This window comes from Paenibacillus sp. FSL R5-0928, from assembly GCF_037970385.1.
Classification (GTDB): Bacteria; Bacillota; Bacilli; order Paenibacillales; family Paenibacillaceae; genus Paenibacillus_AQ; species Paenibacillus_AQ odorifer.
Genome location: NZ_CP150225.1, coordinates 265296 through 282265, shown reverse-complemented (window position 1 = coordinate 282265; position 16970 = coordinate 265296). Strand labels below are relative to the sequence as shown.

At 41.2% G+C, this 16970-nt stretch carries 15 protein-coding genes; 9 read left to right on the top strand and 6 right to left on the bottom strand.

The window, feature by feature from the left end:
• Positions 1-19 precede the first annotated feature (19 nt).
• The gene (locus tag MKZ16_RS01300) at positions 20-1336 is read left to right on the top strand and encodes a glycosyltransferase family A protein (protein WP_076107325.1); all 1317 of its coding nucleotides are present in this window, start codon (positions 20-22) and stop codon (positions 1334-1336) included.
• Here the strand turns inward: MKZ16_RS01300 and MKZ16_RS01295 are convergent.
• Complete coding sequence (locus MKZ16_RS01295; RefSeq protein WP_076107323.1) at positions 1322-2422, bottom strand: beta-eliminating lyase-related protein; 1101 nt, start codon at positions 2420-2422, stop codon at positions 1322-1324. The two genes, MKZ16_RS01300 and MKZ16_RS01295, sit on opposite strands and share 15 nt — an antisense overlap.
• A gap of 157 nt (positions 2423-2579) precedes the next feature.
• Here MKZ16_RS01295 and udk point away from each other — a divergent pair, with 157 nt between their 5' ends.
• The 5 genes from udk to MKZ16_RS01270 all read left to right on the top strand — a co-directional run bounded on the left by udk (position 2580) and on the right by MKZ16_RS01270 (position 7767).
• Positions 2580-3206 carry a uridine kinase gene (udk, locus tag MKZ16_RS01290; RefSeq protein WP_036687251.1) on the top strand — a complete coding sequence of 209 codons (627 nt, stop codon included), beginning with the start codon at positions 2580-2582 and terminating at the stop codon, positions 3204-3206.
• A 146-nt stretch (positions 3207-3352) separates the two neighbouring features.
• Positions 3353-4945 (top strand): spore germination protein, encoded by a 1593-nt coding sequence (locus tag MKZ16_RS01285; RefSeq protein WP_076107321.1) that lies wholly within the window; start codon positions 3353-3355, stop codon positions 4943-4945.
• A gap of 36 nt (positions 4946-4981) precedes the next feature.
• Positions 4982-6106 carry an endospore germination permease gene (locus MKZ16_RS01280; RefSeq protein ID WP_141240317.1) on the top strand — a complete coding sequence of 375 codons (1125 nt, stop codon included), beginning with the start codon at positions 4982-4984 and terminating at the stop codon, positions 6104-6106.
• 50 nt (positions 6107-6156) lie between these two features.
• Positions 6157-7356 carry a Ger(x)C family spore germination protein gene (locus MKZ16_RS01275; RefSeq protein ID WP_076107318.1) on the top strand — a complete coding sequence of 400 codons (1200 nt, stop codon included), beginning with the start codon at positions 6157-6159 and terminating at the stop codon, positions 7354-7356.
• Between the two features lie 180 nt (positions 7357-7536).
• On the top strand, positions 7537-7767 hold the full coding sequence (locus tag MKZ16_RS01270; RefSeq protein WP_235219548.1) for a hypothetical protein: 231 nt from the start codon (positions 7537-7539) through the stop codon (positions 7765-7767).
• Between the two features lie 394 nt (positions 7768-8161).
• Here MKZ16_RS01270 and MKZ16_RS01265 read toward each other — a convergent pair whose 3' ends face one another.
• The 4 genes from MKZ16_RS01265 to MKZ16_RS01250 form a co-directional block, all read right to left on the bottom strand.
• Positions 8162-9193, bottom strand: a complete 1032-nt coding sequence (locus tag MKZ16_RS01265) for a LacI family DNA-binding transcriptional regulator (protein WP_076107316.1) — start codon at positions 9191-9193, stop codon at positions 8162-8164.
• Between the two features lie 164 nt (positions 9194-9357).
• Complete coding sequence (locus tag MKZ16_RS01260; protein ID WP_036687243.1) at positions 9358-10191, bottom strand: carbohydrate ABC transporter permease; 834 nt, start codon at positions 10189-10191, stop codon at positions 9358-9360.
• Entirely contained in the window at positions 10191-11033 is an 843-nt protein-coding gene (locus tag MKZ16_RS01255; RefSeq protein ID WP_036687240.1) for a sugar ABC transporter permease, read from the bottom strand. The genes MKZ16_RS01260 and MKZ16_RS01255 overlap by 1 nt, the downstream gene beginning before the upstream one ends.
• A gap of 160 nt (positions 11034-11193) precedes the next feature.
• Entirely contained in the window at positions 11194-12576 is a 1383-nt protein-coding gene (locus tag MKZ16_RS01250) for an ABC transporter substrate-binding protein (protein WP_076107314.1), read from the bottom strand.
• A gap of 333 nt (positions 12577-12909) precedes the next feature.
• On the opposite strand from MKZ16_RS01250, the gene MKZ16_RS01245 reads away from it, so the two are divergent.
• From MKZ16_RS01245 to MKZ16_RS01235, 3 genes are read left to right on the top strand one after another with little or no spacing between them, the layout of a single operon-like run.
• Complete coding sequence (locus MKZ16_RS01245) at positions 12910-13560, top strand: N-formylglutamate amidohydrolase (RefSeq protein WP_076101130.1); 651 nt, start codon at positions 12910-12912, stop codon at positions 13558-13560.
• On the top strand, positions 13526-14674 hold the full coding sequence (locus tag MKZ16_RS01240; RefSeq protein ID WP_143759130.1) for a hypothetical protein: 1149 nt from the start codon (positions 13526-13528) through the stop codon (positions 14672-14674). Before MKZ16_RS01245 ends, MKZ16_RS01240 begins: the two co-directional genes overlap by 35 nt.
• Positions 14675-14688: 14 nt before the next feature.
• Positions 14689-16038, top strand: a complete 1350-nt coding sequence (locus MKZ16_RS01235) for a Mur ligase family protein (RefSeq protein ID WP_076107311.1) — start codon at positions 14689-14691, stop codon at positions 16036-16038.
• Here MKZ16_RS01235 and MKZ16_RS01230 read toward each other — a convergent pair.
• Entirely contained in the window at positions 16033-16830 is a 798-nt protein-coding gene (locus MKZ16_RS01230; RefSeq protein WP_076107309.1) for a hypothetical protein, read from the bottom strand. The two genes, MKZ16_RS01235 and MKZ16_RS01230, sit on opposite strands and share 6 nt — an antisense overlap.
• Positions 16831-16970 lie beyond the last annotated feature (140 nt).

The following is a 16970-nucleotide window of genomic DNA, read 5'->3' as shown; positions in this document are numbered from 1 at the left end:
CACAACAGGAGGACTGGAAATGGATCATAGCGAGGTTTTGCAGCAAGCCTGTTACGTCTTTTTAAATGACCTAAATGATGAAATAAACCATTCACCCACCATCCAAATAGATGATACAGAACTATTGCAAAGATGCCGCCAGATCATAGATCAAGAACAAAATGTACAAATCAAACCTTATCTGGAAACCTTATCTGAGGTTATTCATGCTTATCTCACGGGGAGGGCTTCAGAGGATACCTTGAAATTCTATTTATCTGAACAATTCAGCATTGTTGCCAGCGATATCGCAGGTTTAATTCAGGGGTTGGTTAAAATGGAAAGCCGCATTTCGGATACGGAAATTTCCTATCCAACGGTCCAGTCCTTAGCCGATTCCCCCAAGATCAGTGTCATTATCACTACCTATAATAGAAAAGCATTCCTATACCAAGCGATCCAAAGTATCTTAATGCAGGACTATCCCAATAAAGAGATTACAGTGATTGATGATTGTTCTACAGATGGCACGGAAGAGTTAATGCAGCAACACTTTGGGGTGGAGCCACGGGTCATTTACATGCGCAATGCTACCAATAGCGGACCTGGAAATAATCGCCGAAAAGCTTTCGCTGCACATGGTGATGGGGAATATGTTCTTTTTCTCGATGATGATGATTATCTGATCGACATGAATTATTTCAGTAAAGCGGTCCGCTTCCATCTCCTTCATCCCGAAATTTCATTTGTAGCTGCGAATGTGTTCCTGGAGTATTCCAAAGCCAAACAACTAAAAATCTCCAATCTGCAGCTTAGCAGCATTATTAAGAAACGCGATTATTTCATGAATTTTGAGAAAAAAGGATATCCAAAACCCGCCTCTACTTTAACTACTGTTTTTAAACGAGGGGCCTTAATGGCTATGGATATCCTAGATATGAATATGGTCAACGATGCTTCCATCTATTTGCGTTCCCTGCTGGTAGGTGATGCGGGCTTCATTGATGTGATTGCCGGCGTGTACAGAATACACGGGAACAATATCACCTTTAATCTGAGCCAGGGATTCTTAATTGAGAATCTGGAAGAAAAGAAACTCATTAAGAATATGGCCGTGCAGAAATATGGATATAACGCACAGGAAATGACGGAATGGTTCAACCATAATGCTTACGATACGATCTCATACTATTTATTAAATTCTGCAAAAGATGCTACAGACTTTAAATTCATGTACCATTGGGCGCTTAACCATTGCCCGCTGATCTACAATCAATTAAAAAATGAGTTTCGCATGAAGCTTATAAAAAAACAATTATTACGAATCTCCTTACTCCGTACGCTACTCGGCAGATGATTCGCTCATTAGCTTATCGAGCAGCAGAAAAAACTCTCTAAGCTTTTCTTTTGGGATGTCGGCATACTTGTCTCCAATGCTGATCTCACAATAAGAAGTATGCTCCCCGGTAGCTCTTATACCCGCGCTTAAACCGATTCCTGTCGCCTCATACACCGCTGACAGGATCGGTTCAATTTGTTCCTTAGACATTTGAAAATGCATGTGAAACATATTGGAGACAGGTTGAGCGGGCAGAGTGGTTACGTCGTGACATTGATTAACCCAAGCAGCAAGCTCCTTCGCGCCTTCATAATACTGCTGCATCCTGCCCTCTCTTTGCCGGAAATAATAATCAGAAGAAATGATGTACGGATATAAACTGATTAAGTCTCCACCATGCCGCCGTTTCCATATCTTTGATTGCTTCGTAAAGTCTTCGCTGCCTGCAAGAATTGCCCCGGCGATTCCTCCAATTCCTTTATAAAAGGATATATACACACTATCAAAGAGTGCAGAGATTTCAGCTGCTGACTTCCCGTAATACGGAAGAATCTCAAATAATCTCGCCCCATCCAAATGCAATTTAATGCCGCGTGCACGGCAATGAGCAGAAATAGCTTCAAGCTCCGTGTACTCTGGCAGCTGACCACCAATCTCGCGCTGGGGTAATTCCAGCAACAGACAAGCGATATCCTCCTTTAGATTCGCCACATCCTCCAAAGTGATTAATCGGTCCTTATCCGCAAGCAAGATAGGCTCAATATGATGTAATTCCTTCATGCCATCCTGCTCATGGATCTCCAAGTGGCATAAGGGATGATAGGCTACTTTTTTCACCTCTTTTTCATCGCACCAGATTCTTAAAGCGATTTGCTGCGCCATCGTTCCGCTCGGAAAGAAAACCGCGGTTTCTTTGCCCAGGATATTCGCCATTTTCGTCTGGAAATCTTCAATCACTTCGCCCGTTCCATAGATATCAGATGCCGTACTGTTCTCTACGGCTGCCAAGGCTTCCTTCAACACTTGCACATCTCTATTCCCATTCCCTGCGATTCGATAGGCCGTTTCATTAAAAGCCTCTTGTACGGTTTTTATTTCGTTCATTCGTTGGATAACCCCTTCCGGATTTGCCTTGTCCCTAATATAGACGAATTTCCAAAAATCCCATCTTAATTTTACCCGATCTAAGGTGAAAAAACATGAGCGCTGTGCTACAATATTGGAATTGCAACGGCAATCTTAGGGAGGGTTATTGAATCACATGCTCATTATTGGTATCGCCGGCGGCACCGGCTCGGGAAAAACAACCGTAGCCCGCTCCGTCATTGACCGTCTTGGAACGGGAAAGGTAACTTTCATATCTCAAGATAACTACTATAAGGATCACTCACATCTCAGCTTTGCTGAACGTGAATCCATTAATTACGATCATCCTTTCGCTTTCGATAACGAGCTGCTCATTGAGCATCTTAAATCTCTGCGCGAAGAACAGACCGCATTCGCTCCCGTGTATGACTTTACAGTCCATGCCCGCTCCACTACAGAGACGGTAGAGCTGAAGCCAAACAATATTGTAATCATTGAGGGACTCCACGTCCTTTCTGACGAGAATCTCCGTGAAATGCTCGACATCAAGGTATTCGTAGATGCCGATCCTGATGTACGTATTCTCCGCCGGGTCCTTAGAGATATTGAAGAACGTGGACGGAGCATCCAGTCGATCCATCATCAATATTTGAGTACAGTTAAACCCATGCATGAAGCGTTTATCGAGCCATCCAAAAAATACGCTGACCTGATCATCCCTGAAGGTGGCCATAATGAGGTTGGTATTCAGTTGTTGTCTATCCTAACGGAGAAGCATCTATATAACGATTGGACGTCTTAAAGTCTTAATTAAGCGCTTCTAGCTAGCCGCAGAGAATCTCTCTGCGGCTTTTTTGGTGTGTATGAACCCATCTATGGTTTAGAATAATCCCCCCTCATTATGGTAATAGCTATATTTACAGCACCAGCGGAAGAGGGATAACAACTATGGGATTTCTGAACAGAACAATAACAAAAGTTTTTAAGAACCCTTCATTAGGGCACCCCAACCCCACTAAAGAATTACCTAAGGAACCTATTAAAGAAAAACTTCAAGATAATATTCAATATATAAAAACAACACTCGGCAATAGTACAGATCTTGTGATTAGAGAATTCTTTATTGGTTCCAAACACCAGATTAAAGCAGCTATTTTCTATACAGATGGATTGGCGGATAGTAAAGCTATTCAGGATTTCATTCTGGAATCACTAATCTTAGAACTTCCAGATCCAAGTCTTGATACACAAACAGCCAACTATCAATTATTAAAAGATCACATGCTCACTGTAGGGGATATTAAAGATGTGACGGAGTTCAATTCTTTATTCACCTCTCTATTATCCGGAGATGTGATCCTCTTACTCAATGGATATACCAAAGGGTTCACCATAGGCATGCGTGACTGGAAAGACCGTGGCGTAACGGAAAGTGCCACTGAAACGGTGATTCGTGGACCAAAGGAAGCCTTCACAGAAAGCTTACGCACGAATACCGCATTAATCCGGCGGAAAATAAAAGACCCCAATCTTTGGTTAGAAACACAGCAAATTGGACGTGTAACACAGACAGACGTAGCCCTCATGTACATCAATGGCATTGTTAGTGATGAGATTCTGCAAGAAGTACACTCACGTTTAGATCGGATCGACATTGACGGTATCCTGGAAAGTGGCTATATCGAAGAATTAATCGAGGATGAAACCTATACCCCATTTCCAACCATCCATCATACGGAACGTCCTGACGTTATAGCTGCTGCTCTTATGGAAGGAAAAGTAGCCATATTAGTAGATGGGACTCCTATAGTAATGACGGTCCCTACCTTATTCGTTTCCTTCATGCAGACAGCGGAAGATTATTATCAACGTGCCGATGTCAGCACCTTAGTACGGATGCTTAGATACTTCAGTATTTTTATTTCACTACTAGCCCCATCTTTGTATGTAGCTATTACTACCTTTCATCAGGAGATGCTGCCCACAACCCTGCTGATCAGTCTAGCTGCACAACGGGAGGGCGTACCGCTTCCAGCATTTATTGAAGCACTCTTAATGGAGCTCGCCTTCGAGATTATAAGGGAAGCGAGTGTACGAATGCCTCAAACCATAGCCCAATCTGTATCCATTGCAGGCACCCTGGTGATTGGGACTGCGGCAGTTGATGCCGGCATTGTTTCTGCTGCCATGCTTATTGTCGTCGCTATTACTGCTATCTCCAGCTTTGTGCTGCCATCCTTCGATCTTGCCCTGACCATCAGAATGCTCCGTTTCCCGATGATGTTCCTTGCTGCATCTTTTGGTTTGTTCGGTATCATCATCGGGGTTATTGCGATAGTTCTTCACATGTGCAGCTTACGTTCCTTTGGCGTTCCTTATTTGAGCCCGTTTGCTCCCTATAATCTCGCCGATCAAAAGGACACCTTTTTCCGAATGCCGCATTGGGCTATGTTTACCCGCCCTAAGCTAATCAATAAAAAAAATATCGTTCGGGAAAAGAGCACACCACCGGAAAAACCGGGAGATCTCACAGAGGAATAGCCCCTGAAACCTTGACCTATGAAGTGATAAATTGGAGTGAACAAAGCCATGCTCGAAAAAGGTAAAATAAGTACTCGCCAGCTTACCATACTGGTTATGTTCCTTACGATCGGGGACTCCATTCTCGTAATCCCCCCTTCCACTACACACTACGCCAGACAAAATGCCTGGATTTCCGCATTAATTGGCATGATCGTAGGTTTACTAGCCATCTATATGTACAGCAAGTTCGCAAAGTTGTACCCCAAACTAACGCTTATTGAAGTGATTCAAAAGGCTTTTGGAAAATGGATTGGGACTATTCTATCGCTTTTGACCTTAATGTATTTTCTTATCGTCACCGTTGGAAGCATGCGAGAACTCAGTGAGTTCGTTACATCCGAAATATTACCGAGAACCCCTATTCCGGCTGTTTTAATCTTATTCATGGTGATCGTGATTATGGCTACACGACTAGGTATTGAAGTCATAGGACGAGCTGGAGAGATCTTTACACCTATGATTATTATCCTATTTCTGATTCTGACAGTCGCAATTATTCCTCAGATGGAGATTGTCAGATTACTGCCCATATTGGAGGATGGCATAAAACCAGTGGTGAGAGGGTCTATTTCCATTACGGCTTACACCTTTTTAGAACCGGTTGTTTTTCTAATGTTTCTCCCTTATGTACACCAACAACAAAAGATAACCAAAGGCTTATTACAGGGCTGTTTCTTAGGCGGTATTATTATCTTCCTGACAATCACTATTTCCATATTAGTGCTGGGTCCGGATCTGACAACCAGGGATATCTATCCCAGTTATAACATTGCAAGGCGCATATCCGTTGGTGGTTTCTTCGAGCGGGTGGAAGCCATGATAGCACTACTTTGGATGTTAACCTTGTTTATAGAAGTTACCTTATACTTCTATGCTTTCGTTCTGGGGTTGTCTCAATTATTCAAACTAAAAGAGTACCGAGTGCTAACTCTACCCACAGGATTAATTTTGGTTACACTAGCACCTCTTATTGCGCCAAATTACACCTATTACAACAAAGTATTCGATAATTATTGGGTGTACTATGTTATAACCTTCGGGTTATTTCTACCCTTGGTGTTGTTAGGTGTGGGGATGTTTCGAAGGGCACTGAGCAAAGGCTTAAAATCTAGAAGCTAAAGATGGGCTGGGAGTCATGAATACCGAAAGATCTAACGGAGGATTAAACCATGAAACGAAGATCGCTTCTGATTTGTGTTCTTATTCTCATGCAAATATTTGTAACAGGTTGCTGGAGCCGCCGAGAATTAAATGATCTTGCGATTGCTGTAGGAATAGGTATCGATAAAATTGGAGATCAATATCAAGTTTCTGCACAAGTGGTCTTACCCAGTCAAATCGCTGGCTCAAAGGGAGGCTCTCCTCAGGCACCAGTCAACCTTTACAAAGCGACGGGGCATACCGTATATGAAGCCCTTAGGAAAATCACAACCGTTAGTCCACGTAAAATTTATATCTCTCATTTACGAATCCTAGTCCTTGGCGAGGATTTGGCTAAAGAGGGAATTAGTGATGTTCTTGATTTCATGTCAAGAGATACCGATACGCGAAATGATTATTTTATAGTGGTAGCAAAGGATGCAAAGGCAGAAGATGCGTTGAAAATATTAACCAGTCTTGAAAAGATTCCTGCCGTGCGATTGTTTTTCAGTCTGGAAAGCTCGGAGAAAAATTGGGCACCTACATCTACTGTGACATTAGGAACACTAATTACAGAACTTGTGAGTAGGGGTAAGAATCCAGTCTTAACAGGTGTTGTCATCGAGGGGAGTCTAGATGTAGGAGAAACTCCGAATAATGTTGAAACGGTAGACTCTCCAACAGAATTGAAATACTCCGGATTGGCCGTATTCAAGGAGGACAAATTGATTGGTTGGCTAAATCCTGAGGAATCAAAAGTGTATAACTATTTAACCAATAAAGTTGAGAGCACTGTTTTCTATATCCAATGTCCCGAAGGTAAAAAGGTTTCGCTTGATGTATTTGAAGCCCGTTCCAAAATGAAAGGCAGCATCCATAGTGACAAACCAGAAGTCAGTATTGAGCAACATATAGAATCAGATATAGGAGAGGTTCAGTGTAGAAATCTAGAACTGACAGACACAAAAACTATCACCGAATTAGAACAAATCGCCAATAAAAAAGTCCAAAATTTATTTAAAACTACTATTAAAAAGGTACAGAATGAATACAAAAGCGATATTTTTGGATTCGGCGAAATCATCCATCGTTCTAACCCGCAGGCGTGGAAGAAACTGCGAAACAATTGGGATGAGACCTTTGTTAACCTTCCAATAAGCGTAAAGATGGATATTAAGATTCGCCTGTTAGGGAAAGTGACTAACTCTTTCCTAGAAGAGACGAAGTGATGAATTGGAGTGAACAAAACCATGTATAACATCGCAAGGCGCATATCTGTAGGTGGAATCTTTGAGTATCGAGTGTTAACCTATTACTACACTTGGTTTTGTTAAGCGCAGTAATGTTCAGAAGAGCACTGAGCAAAGACTTAATATCACGAAACTAGATGGTTTGGGAGGTTGTGAATATTGGGTATAGTAGTGATTCTCATAGTTGTAGCCATTATAGCAGCCATTGAAGTTCCCCTGATGTGGAGGAAAAAATTAATCAAGGAGATGTGGATTTTCTCATTTCTTCTGTTGCTGGGAACTTTCTTCAGTCTTATTAATGCGTTACATATTTCGTTCTCTAACCCACTGGGATGGATGATATTTATCTATAAACCCGTCTCGGATATGGTAAATGCCTGGTTATCCTAAAATGGGACTGAACCATTCCCTTGAGATGGCTTAGTCCCCATGATTAAACGACGTTGCCAAATCAGCAAGCGCCCTAAAGTTTGTTGCTAGCCGTTCACGCGCCAGCCAGTAATAAACTTCCTGGCCTCTCTTTTTATGGTCAACAATGCGGGCATCCCGTAGGATTTTGAGATGATGTGAAATCGCTGGCCTGCTTATTTCGAATTCCCCTGCAATTTCCCCAACATTCAGCCGACCTTTATTCCCTAATAACGTAACAATCCGAATCCGAGTAGGATCACCAAATGCGGTGAGAAACCGTGTGATGCTGTTGATATCGTTAGGTTTAATCTCTTGCGGTTCTATCTCCCCACCCCGATTCGTAAATAAACTTAAACATACTCACTTGTTGAAACTACAATAAAGACCTCGTAGATTCTCTAACTATTAATTCTGCCGGGAAAATCTGATGCGCATGATTAACCTTCTTATTGATGAGATCAAAAAGAATCTTAATCGTCGCTTCCGCAATCTCTACTACCGGCTGTTTGATGGTAGTAATAGAAGGATTATAATAGAAGGAAATATCCAATCCGTCATAACCAGCAACCGAGTAATCTTCCGGGACTCGCTTGCCCGCTTCAAATATCGCCTTACAGGCGCCGATAGCCATACTATCTGATAAGGTGAAAATAGCGCTGAACTCTTCTCCTAACTCTAGCAATTCTTTTGTAACCGCATACCCATTTTCCATACTGTAACTGTCGATATCTTCTTTCATCCGCCGCACTAGCCGTTCATTATAAGCGATTCCATGATCAGCTAAAGCCTTTTTATACCCTTCATATCTCAACTTACCGATACTTACATCTTCTTCTGGTGCAGTAATGACCGCAATTTTCTCATGCCCTAGATTACATAGATAGTCGACAATTTTATAACTCTCATTAAAGTCATCTACAGATACAGAGGAATAGTCGCTCAAATCAAACTCTTCCGTCATCCCAATCGTACTAAGGACAAATGGAACCGTTAATTGCTGTAATTTCTCTTGAGAGTGTGAGAATAACCCCCCTAAGAAGACAATTCCCTTCAACCGTTTTTCTTTCTCCAGCTCAATCGCCACTTCGATCTCATCTTGATTCTCATCAACTCGTTGTAGGATGAAGGAGTATTTCTTGCGTTGAATCTCTTTTTCGAACACTTTGATCATCGGGCTAAAAAATGGATTGGATATCCCTTTAATCAATACTGCAATCGTTTTCGAATCAGAACGTTTTAAATTTCTTGCACTGTTGTTCGGAACATAATGATTTTCTTTGATAACCCTCATAACCATCGCTTTTGTTTCTTCATTAATATCCGGATGATTGTTAATAGCCCTTGATACAGTAGTCACGCCAACACCGCATAATTTGGCGATGTCTATAATAGTCAGTCTCTCCATTTCTATCTATCCTTTACTTGTTAGTATCTATCAAACTCCTTAATCCTTATTCAACTTCATAGTCAAAATAAGAAAGCAGGGGATTCCTGATGGTCACCCATCAAGAAAAACACCCTACTCGCTTCTTACATGAATATTAATTTATTTAACGAGGTAGATCAAGCTTAACCCTTAACCGCACCTGCAACGACACCTTCGATGATGTACTTTTGACAAGTCAGGTAGAAAATGATGATTGGCACAATAGCTAAGACCAGCATCGCCATCATAGCTCCCATGTCAATCGATCCGTATCCACCTTTTAGGTACTGGATCGCAATAGGAATCGTTTTATACTCTGTACCAATCAGCAGGTCTGGCAATAGGAAGTCGTTCCATACCCACATTACATTAAGGATAGCTACAGTTACAGCAATAGGTTTCAGGATGGGCAATACCACTTTAAAGAAGGCCTGAGGTGGATTACAGCCATCAATCATTACCGCTTCTTCAACTTCAAGCGGGATAGACTTCACAAATCCGCTAAACATAAACACAGACAGCCCTGATCCAAACCCTAAATAGATTAAGATAATCCCAATCGGATTGTCGAGATGCAGCACGTTTGCAGTCTTAGTCATTGTGAACATAACCATTTGGAAAGGCACGATCATCGAGAATACAAACGCATAATACATCATACCTGTGAATTTGGACTTCACCCGGGTAATGTACCATGCAGTCATGGAAGTAAATAACACGATCACAGCCACCGAGCATACCGTGATAAACAAGGACATTCCGAAGGCACTGAAAAAATCAATCTTTGCTACACCACTAGTATAGTTCTTTAAACCAACAAATGTAGTCTCATTAGGGAATAAGAACGGCGTATCACTAATGTAGAACTTACCCTTGAAGGAGTTCATCAGAACAATAAAAATAGGAGATAAGAACGCAATGGCCAAGACCAACAAAATGGTGAATATGGAGTAATCTTTTGCTCTAGTCTTTTGCATTAGTTCTCAACCTCCTTTCTTCTAGTAATGACAAGTTGTATTAAGGCGATTAAGGCTACTAAAGCAAAGAATACGACGGCTTTCGCTTGACCGACACCTTCCCATCCTGATTTTCCGTAGAATGTATTGTAGATGTCCAGTGCTAACATGGAGGTCTGCTTAGACGGAGCACCAGCGGTTAATGCTAAGTTCTGGTCAAACAATTTAAATGAATTGGATAAGGTTAAGAATAAACAAATAGTAATGGACGGCATTACGAGTGGAATAGTCACATTACGCAAAATCTTAGAACGTGAAGCTCCATCAATTCTTGCGGCTTCTACTATATCTTTAGGAACATTCTGAATACCTGCAACATAGATAATCATCATGTACCCTATCAATTGCCAATTCATAAGAACGATTAGTCCCCAAAATCCATACGTTGCATCAGAGGTCAAAGTGACACCGAATTTGTACAAAATCCCATTAAAAATCAACTGCCAGATGTATCCTAATACGATACCGCCTATCAAGTTAGGCATAAAGAAGATCGTTCTAAATACGTTGGTACCTTTTAGCTTTCTAGTTAACAACATCGCCAAGATGAAGGCGAACACATTAATAGTAAGAACAGATAAAACTGTGAATTTAACAGTGAAACCTAATGCATTTAGAAACTCTTGATTCGAAAAAGCTTTAGCGTAATTGCCAAACCCTATCCATGTTGCATCATTGACTGTAGTAAACTCTGTAAAAGACAAATATATACCCAACAGAAAAGGGATCACAAAGGCAATTCCAAAGGCTATTATGGTCGGTAATGCAAAAAGAGCAAAATATTTTTTTATCGATTTTTCCATGGAGTCTTCTCCTATCTCAGTATGGAAAATGATGAAACAGATGTAGCAAGATCCACTCCAATTGTTGCTTAGTGCCACTGAATCCCGAGGGAGCCCAGTGGCACTAAGCTTTTATCTGTATGACAACTGAGTGTTATTCAAGCATCTTTCCATACATTTATTATTTTGCTTTTTCAGCCTTCCAAGTGTCCTTGAAGATGGTTACAACTTCATCCCAAGTTTTGTTTCCTTGAGCGTATTGCAAGAGGGCATCACCAAAAACGTTTTTGAATTCTTCACTTGGGAATGCTGCGAATGTCCAAGCTACAGAAGTAAGATCTTTTTCCATCCAAGCAGATACTTCTTTAGCAAGTGGGTCTGCTGGTTTTTCACTGTCTTTAAAGGTATTGAATGGAGCGATGAAACCTAGATCGTTAGTTACATAAGCTTTACCTTTTTCACTGGAGAACAACCATTCCAAGAAAGCGATAGAAGCTTGTTGGTTCTCAGCAGATACTTTGCTGTTGATTGCGAAATAGTTTTCTGTACCTACAGCCAGACCTTGTTTTTCTTCGCCTTCCATACCTGTATAAATAGGCAAGAATTTGATTTCTTCAGCTTTAACTACGTTACCGTCAACATCGTTGATTTGTGACCAAGCCCAGTTACCATTTTGAACCATAGCTGCGTTACCAAGTGCAAATTCAGCCATGGAGTCAGCTACGGATTTACTACCCAGCAAGGATTCTTTAGTTACAGAGTTCTTGATATACAGATCGAAGATGTTTTTAAATTTATCGTTGTATTTGAATTCAACTTCTTTAGAAGCTAGACCCGCAAGAACGGTGTTATCAAACTCAGTATTGTCTTTGAATTCATAATACAGCGGCAAGTTTGCAAGGTGAGTCTGCCATCTCCATTGCTCACCAGCAGCGAGGGAAGTGGAGGCGAATACACCTTTAATGCCCAGTTGGTCTTTTTTAGCCGTCATATCTTCTACTACTGCTTTCAAAGTGTCGAAGTTATTGATCTCAGTTGTGGAGGAGATCGATACCGCTTTATCAGCCAAAGCGAAGTATTTCTTCATAATTGCGTCGTTGTAGATGATGCCGTATCCTTCAACTACGTAAGGGATACCATACACACCTTCACCTTCAGTTACAGCCAAGCTTTTGTCGGACAGATAGCTGTAAAGCTTAGTATCTTTCAAATCCAAGGTGTAGTCTTTCCAGGATTGAAAACCAACAGGTCCGTTAATTTGGAAAATAGTTGGCGCTTCAGACTTGGAGATTTCGGATTTCAATTTAGTTTCGTAAGTACCCGCAGCAGCCGTTACGACTTTTACCTTAACTCCTGTTTCTGCTTCGTAATCCTTAGCGATCTTTTCATATATTTCTGCAATCTCAGGTTTGAAGTTCAAGAAATAAACTGACCCTTTTTTACCAGATGTAGCGTTTCCATCATTGGATGCAGAATTATTTTCTTTATTCCCACATCCTGCCGCTAAGACAACAACCATAGACATTACTAACATGAGCCCTAAATATTTTTTGATATTCTTCATTCTTCTTCCCCCTCGTACTTTTTATTAAATTACTTCGCATGAAGACGTTCCGATGCTCTCAGTGAAAATTATGTCAGCGTTTTCATTTGCTTAAGTAATCCCCAGCCTACTTTTTGGTATCCTTATCGGTATCCTTATCGGTAACGTTTTCAATTGAAATATTAGCACACCATTTTGAACTTTTCAATAGCTAATCTTTTAGAATCATTTTATGGAAAAACTGCCCACGGCAAACCTTGCAAGCGTTATAATAGATTAATCCTTATTCATGAATGGTGAATGCTTAGGACATACTAATGGTTAACGACCCATTAAATAACTATGAATAGGTGATTGCATATTTTATCTCTGATCGAACAGTATGAGCTACAATTCTCCAATAATAATTATTTTGGCGATATCGGGGTAGATCCCTCCTACTCGATTGTAGAAGGCTCCCTTCCTGTACTTGTCTCAGCTCCACATGCCATTAACCATTTTCGAGAACATGCTGTAAAACCAGCTGACATGTATACAGGCTCCCTTGCCCTCTTGTTACAAAAGCTCACAAATTGCTACTGTATTTATTCGAATAGCTTCTCCAAAGAAGACCCAAATTACATCTTAGGTGGAGAATATAAGGCTGCGCTACGAGCGCTTGTCAAAGAACATCGCATTCAGTTTGTGATCGATCTGCACGGGGCTTCCAAACTTCGGGAGTTTGATATTGACCTAGGGACACTGTACGGAACCTCTATACGAGAGAATAATTTAAATGACGTCATAGGCATCTTTAACAATAATGGTATTACCAAAGTTCGACAAAATCATACATTTTCCGCTTCCCATCCTGGAACGATTACTTCATATTGTGCTAAGGAATTGTTAGTTCAAAGTATTCAAATTGAAATTAATCGAAATTATCGTAACCCGAATGCGTTTGATTTATTCCAAAAAACCATTCATTCCCTTGAACAAATCATTAAACTATTGGGCGGTGTCTGACATTATTATCGAGCAAACCTTTACTATTCTAGACAAACAAAGCCTTCAACCTCGTGAAGAAATCACAATGAACTCTGAAGAGTTAAAGGAATTAGGTTTAGTCCAGCATATCTTCGTTGATCTTACAGCAGAGAATGGTGTGAAAGTCAGCTGTTTAATTTTATCGGCAGATGAGGTGCCAAGAGGTACAATCCAATTATCCAAACGGGCAAAGGACAAGCTCGGGGACTGCCTCACTACAGGATTAACTATAACGAAGCCAGAATACGACACAGTTCTTCGGGGAATTCCTAAAGTGGACGAGATTGCCAAACCCTATGTAAAAGCCTGTCCAGCACTCGTCCGTAAATATACGAATCAAGTGGAACTAATCAATCCCACAAACGGCTTCCGGGTAAACCTAACTTTACGAGAAGATAGCACAGCCAAACCGAATACCCTTTACTTCAACAGATACATCATGTTATTGCTTGAAACCCATTCCGAGGGGCATGACCCATTAATCATTACTCGCGCTAGGACGCGTTCCCAACCCAAGCCAGGTATACATAAACTTATCAATCAACTGATCCAACGGCCCTTAAGTGCATTAGGGAACTTTTTTATTGGCAAAAGAGAGCTCACCCTCAGAGTGGGCCATCCTTACCCTTTTGATGAGCACCAGAATTTATGCAGAATTCATCCGAATGTTAGAAAACTGCTAGGCATGGAAGAAACAGATCAGATCGTGATCTCCTATAATTTAAAACAAATCACCATCCCCATCTTAGACATCGATACGGAGCATATTGCCCAGTCGGTCAAGCTTCATGCGGATAATGAGCAGCTTAAATTTATCGACAGCCACTTATTTATCGGAATCACCGCCTTATCGCGTAACGAGTTAGAAATTCCAAGCATCGGCACATCAGTTACCGTAAAAAGAAGTATGTACTCCTTATTCCTAAAGCACTTAAACAAACTGGTCTTACCTGTTATCGCTTTGTTGTTCACCATAGTACAGCTATATAAAGATTTGAACTGGAGCATCGCTCTGACCGTCATCATTTCTCTTGTGTTACTTCCGATTATCATCTACACAACACTATCTGAGGAACGCGCCAAAATTAATTAAATGGAGGGATTTCCGTGGAATTCACTTCACAATCCCAAGTTGAAGATATGATCTACAGCTCTTATCTAAGAGCCATTAACAACATTACACAAACTTTGGATGAAGAAGTTAGAAAACCGGAGTTAACCAGAGTATTACTGGATGCAGTTGGAAGTCCGGATCGTAATCAAAAATACATACTGGTCACAGGCAGTAAAGGTAAAGGCTCCACCTCTAGATTTATCTCCTCTCTGTTAAGTCACTTGGGATATAAAGTGGGGTTATTCACCTCCCCTCACCTGGTGGATTTCAACGAAAGAATCCGGGTCAATGGGCAGGCAATAGCCACCGAAGATTTTGTACGATTAGGTAATGTAATTCGCGGGGGCTTCCACCAGATTGAGGAGCAGCTTGCTGCTGACGAATATCAAGGTCCGGTTGGGGTTGCTTTGGCTATTGCGGCTTTGTACTTTAAGGAGAAGGGTACAGATATCAATGTGATTGAATGCGGTAGAGGGGGAAGGTTTGATGACACCAATGTCCTGAGCAATGACTGGGCTGTCATTACCCCAATTATGGAAGAGCATGTAGCCCATTTGGGACCTGATCTGAGCAGCATTACACTGCACAAGCTGGGGATTGTCAAAAACAACACAACAAATGTCTATGTTAGCAAACAGAAATCGGGAGTTCTTGCGATCATGAAGGACAACCTCTCCTCCAACCCTGTGCAATATTATGAAGAACAGTTTTTAGCTGAATCTATCACAACCACTTCTATCGGGACTACTTTTGATGTCCGGACGAAGCAAGCCATTTATCCATCCTTGACCCTCCCGCTATTGGGACAGTTTCAAGCGGTCAATGCTGCTAGCGCAGTGTCACTTTGTGAAGAGATTACAGGGGGACCCTTGGATCAGGAGATCGTACACCACTGTTTTGAACAATTACAATGGCCGGGGCGTTGTGAAGTTATCTATCATGACCCGCTGACGATTATTGACGGAGCTATTCATAGAGATTCTGCAAGCTATCTGGCTGAACTTATTCAATTAGTGAATCCTGAGCGCAGCCGTACCGTCACATCCATCATCGGTGTCCCTAAGGATAAAGATTACACAGGGGTCATCGAAGTCATGAGCACAGTCTCGGATCAACTAATCGTAACCAAACCCGATATAAGCCATCTATTTTTCCCTACGGATGCCCTGCTAATCGCCAAAAGTTTTCTCAAAAAAAGTTCCGAATTCCCTTGTTTAGAGGATGCTCTTACGTATCTTAAAGAACAATCACCTTCGGAGATTATTGTAATCGTGGGTACGCAAACTCTAATCGGAAATGCCAAAAGATTATTCGGGCAATCGCTGCTGAATATCGGCTTATAACTGATTCATACGCTGAAGAATAACTTCCCTGTAAAGGTCTGAGAGGCCAGGTACTTCACTTGGATTTTGCTTGCAATATTCATCTAACATCACCTTATGGTTGACCTCAATCACCATCAAGCCTTGATTTGTCTCTAAGATATCTACTGAGCAGAAATCAAGGCCCAGCGCTTTAGAGGTCCGGGAGGCAAGCTCCGCCAGCGCCTCTTGTTTGGCCTGATCTTTCACCTCAATCGTAACAGCCCCGTTAATCAAATTATGCTTCCACGAACGAACTCTTTTTTTGCCAAGGAATACACGCGCCTGATGATTAAAGGTTACAATTCTATACTCAATCTCCGCTTCATAATAAGGACCTATTGCCCCATTAAGCTGTAAAGAAAATAATAAATCGAGCTTTTCGTGCAGATCGGCTATCTCATTGATTTTGTACACATGCTTTCCCTGCGCCCCGTTATCCTGCTTCATAACTACCTCCCCATTGCGCGCTTGGAAATAACGCTCAGCCAATGGATAAGGATTCAAATTGCTAAATTTGGAGTCAGGATGCGGCAAATAAATATGTTCTACGGCTGGGATATTCGCCTTATGCAAAACATCATAAGTTAGAGATTTACTCATGGCAATAATCGTAGAAGCACTGTTGTTTAGTCCGATCTCAGCGTCTACCATCACAAATGATTTCACTCCATCTGTCGCTCTATATACGAAATTTGGTGTAATTTCCTCAAAGCTAATCCCTGAGGCTGTAACAGAATGCTGGATCATTTTTAAGTAAGGTCTAGTCGTCATTCAGTTTCCTCATTTCTAACAAAATATGACCAAACCTAATCATAGCATGAGAAATATCAATCAAAAAATAATAATATTGCGTTATAATAGTTAACACAATAATCTCTCAAATCTTGTTCTAGGTCCATTTTTCACAAAAA

Excerpts from the sequence above, each read along its gene's own strand:
- MKZ16_RS01260 (WP_036687243.1), bottom strand. The coding sequence starts at position 10,191 with ATGCAAAAGACTAGAGCAAAAGATTACTCCATATTCACCATTTTGTTG.
- MKZ16_RS01275 (WP_076107318.1), top strand. The coding sequence starts at position 6,157 with ATGAAACGAAGATCGCTTCTGATTTGTGTTCTTATTCTCATGCAAATA.
- MKZ16_RS01265 (WP_076107316.1), bottom strand. The coding sequence starts at position 9,193 with ATGGAGAGACTGACTATTATAGACATCGCCAAATTATGCGGTGTTGGC.
- MKZ16_RS01300 (WP_076107325.1), top strand. The coding sequence starts at position 20 with ATGGATCATAGCGAGGTTTTGCAGCAAGCCTGTTACGTCTTTTTAAAT.
- MKZ16_RS01250 (WP_076107314.1), bottom strand. The coding sequence starts at position 12,576 with ATGAAGAATATCAAAAAATATTTAGGGCTCATGTTAGTAATGTCTATG.
- MKZ16_RS01285 (WP_076107321.1), top strand. The coding sequence starts at position 3,353 with ATGGGATTTCTGAACAGAACAATAACAAAAGTTTTTAAGAACCCTTCA.
- MKZ16_RS01255 (WP_036687240.1), bottom strand. The coding sequence starts at position 11,033 with ATGGAAAAATCGATAAAAAAATATTTTGCTCTTTTTGCATTACCGACC.
- MKZ16_RS01295 (WP_076107323.1), bottom strand. The coding sequence starts at position 2,422 with ATGAACGAAATAAAAACCGTACAAGAGGCTTTTAATGAAACGGCCTAT.
- udk (WP_036687251.1), top strand. The coding sequence starts at position 2,580 with ATGCTCATTATTGGTATCGCCGGCGGCACCGGCTCGGGAAAAACAACC.
- MKZ16_RS01230 (WP_076107309.1), bottom strand. The coding sequence starts at position 16,830 with ATGACGACTAGACCTTACTTAAAAATGATCCAGCATTCTGTTACAGCC.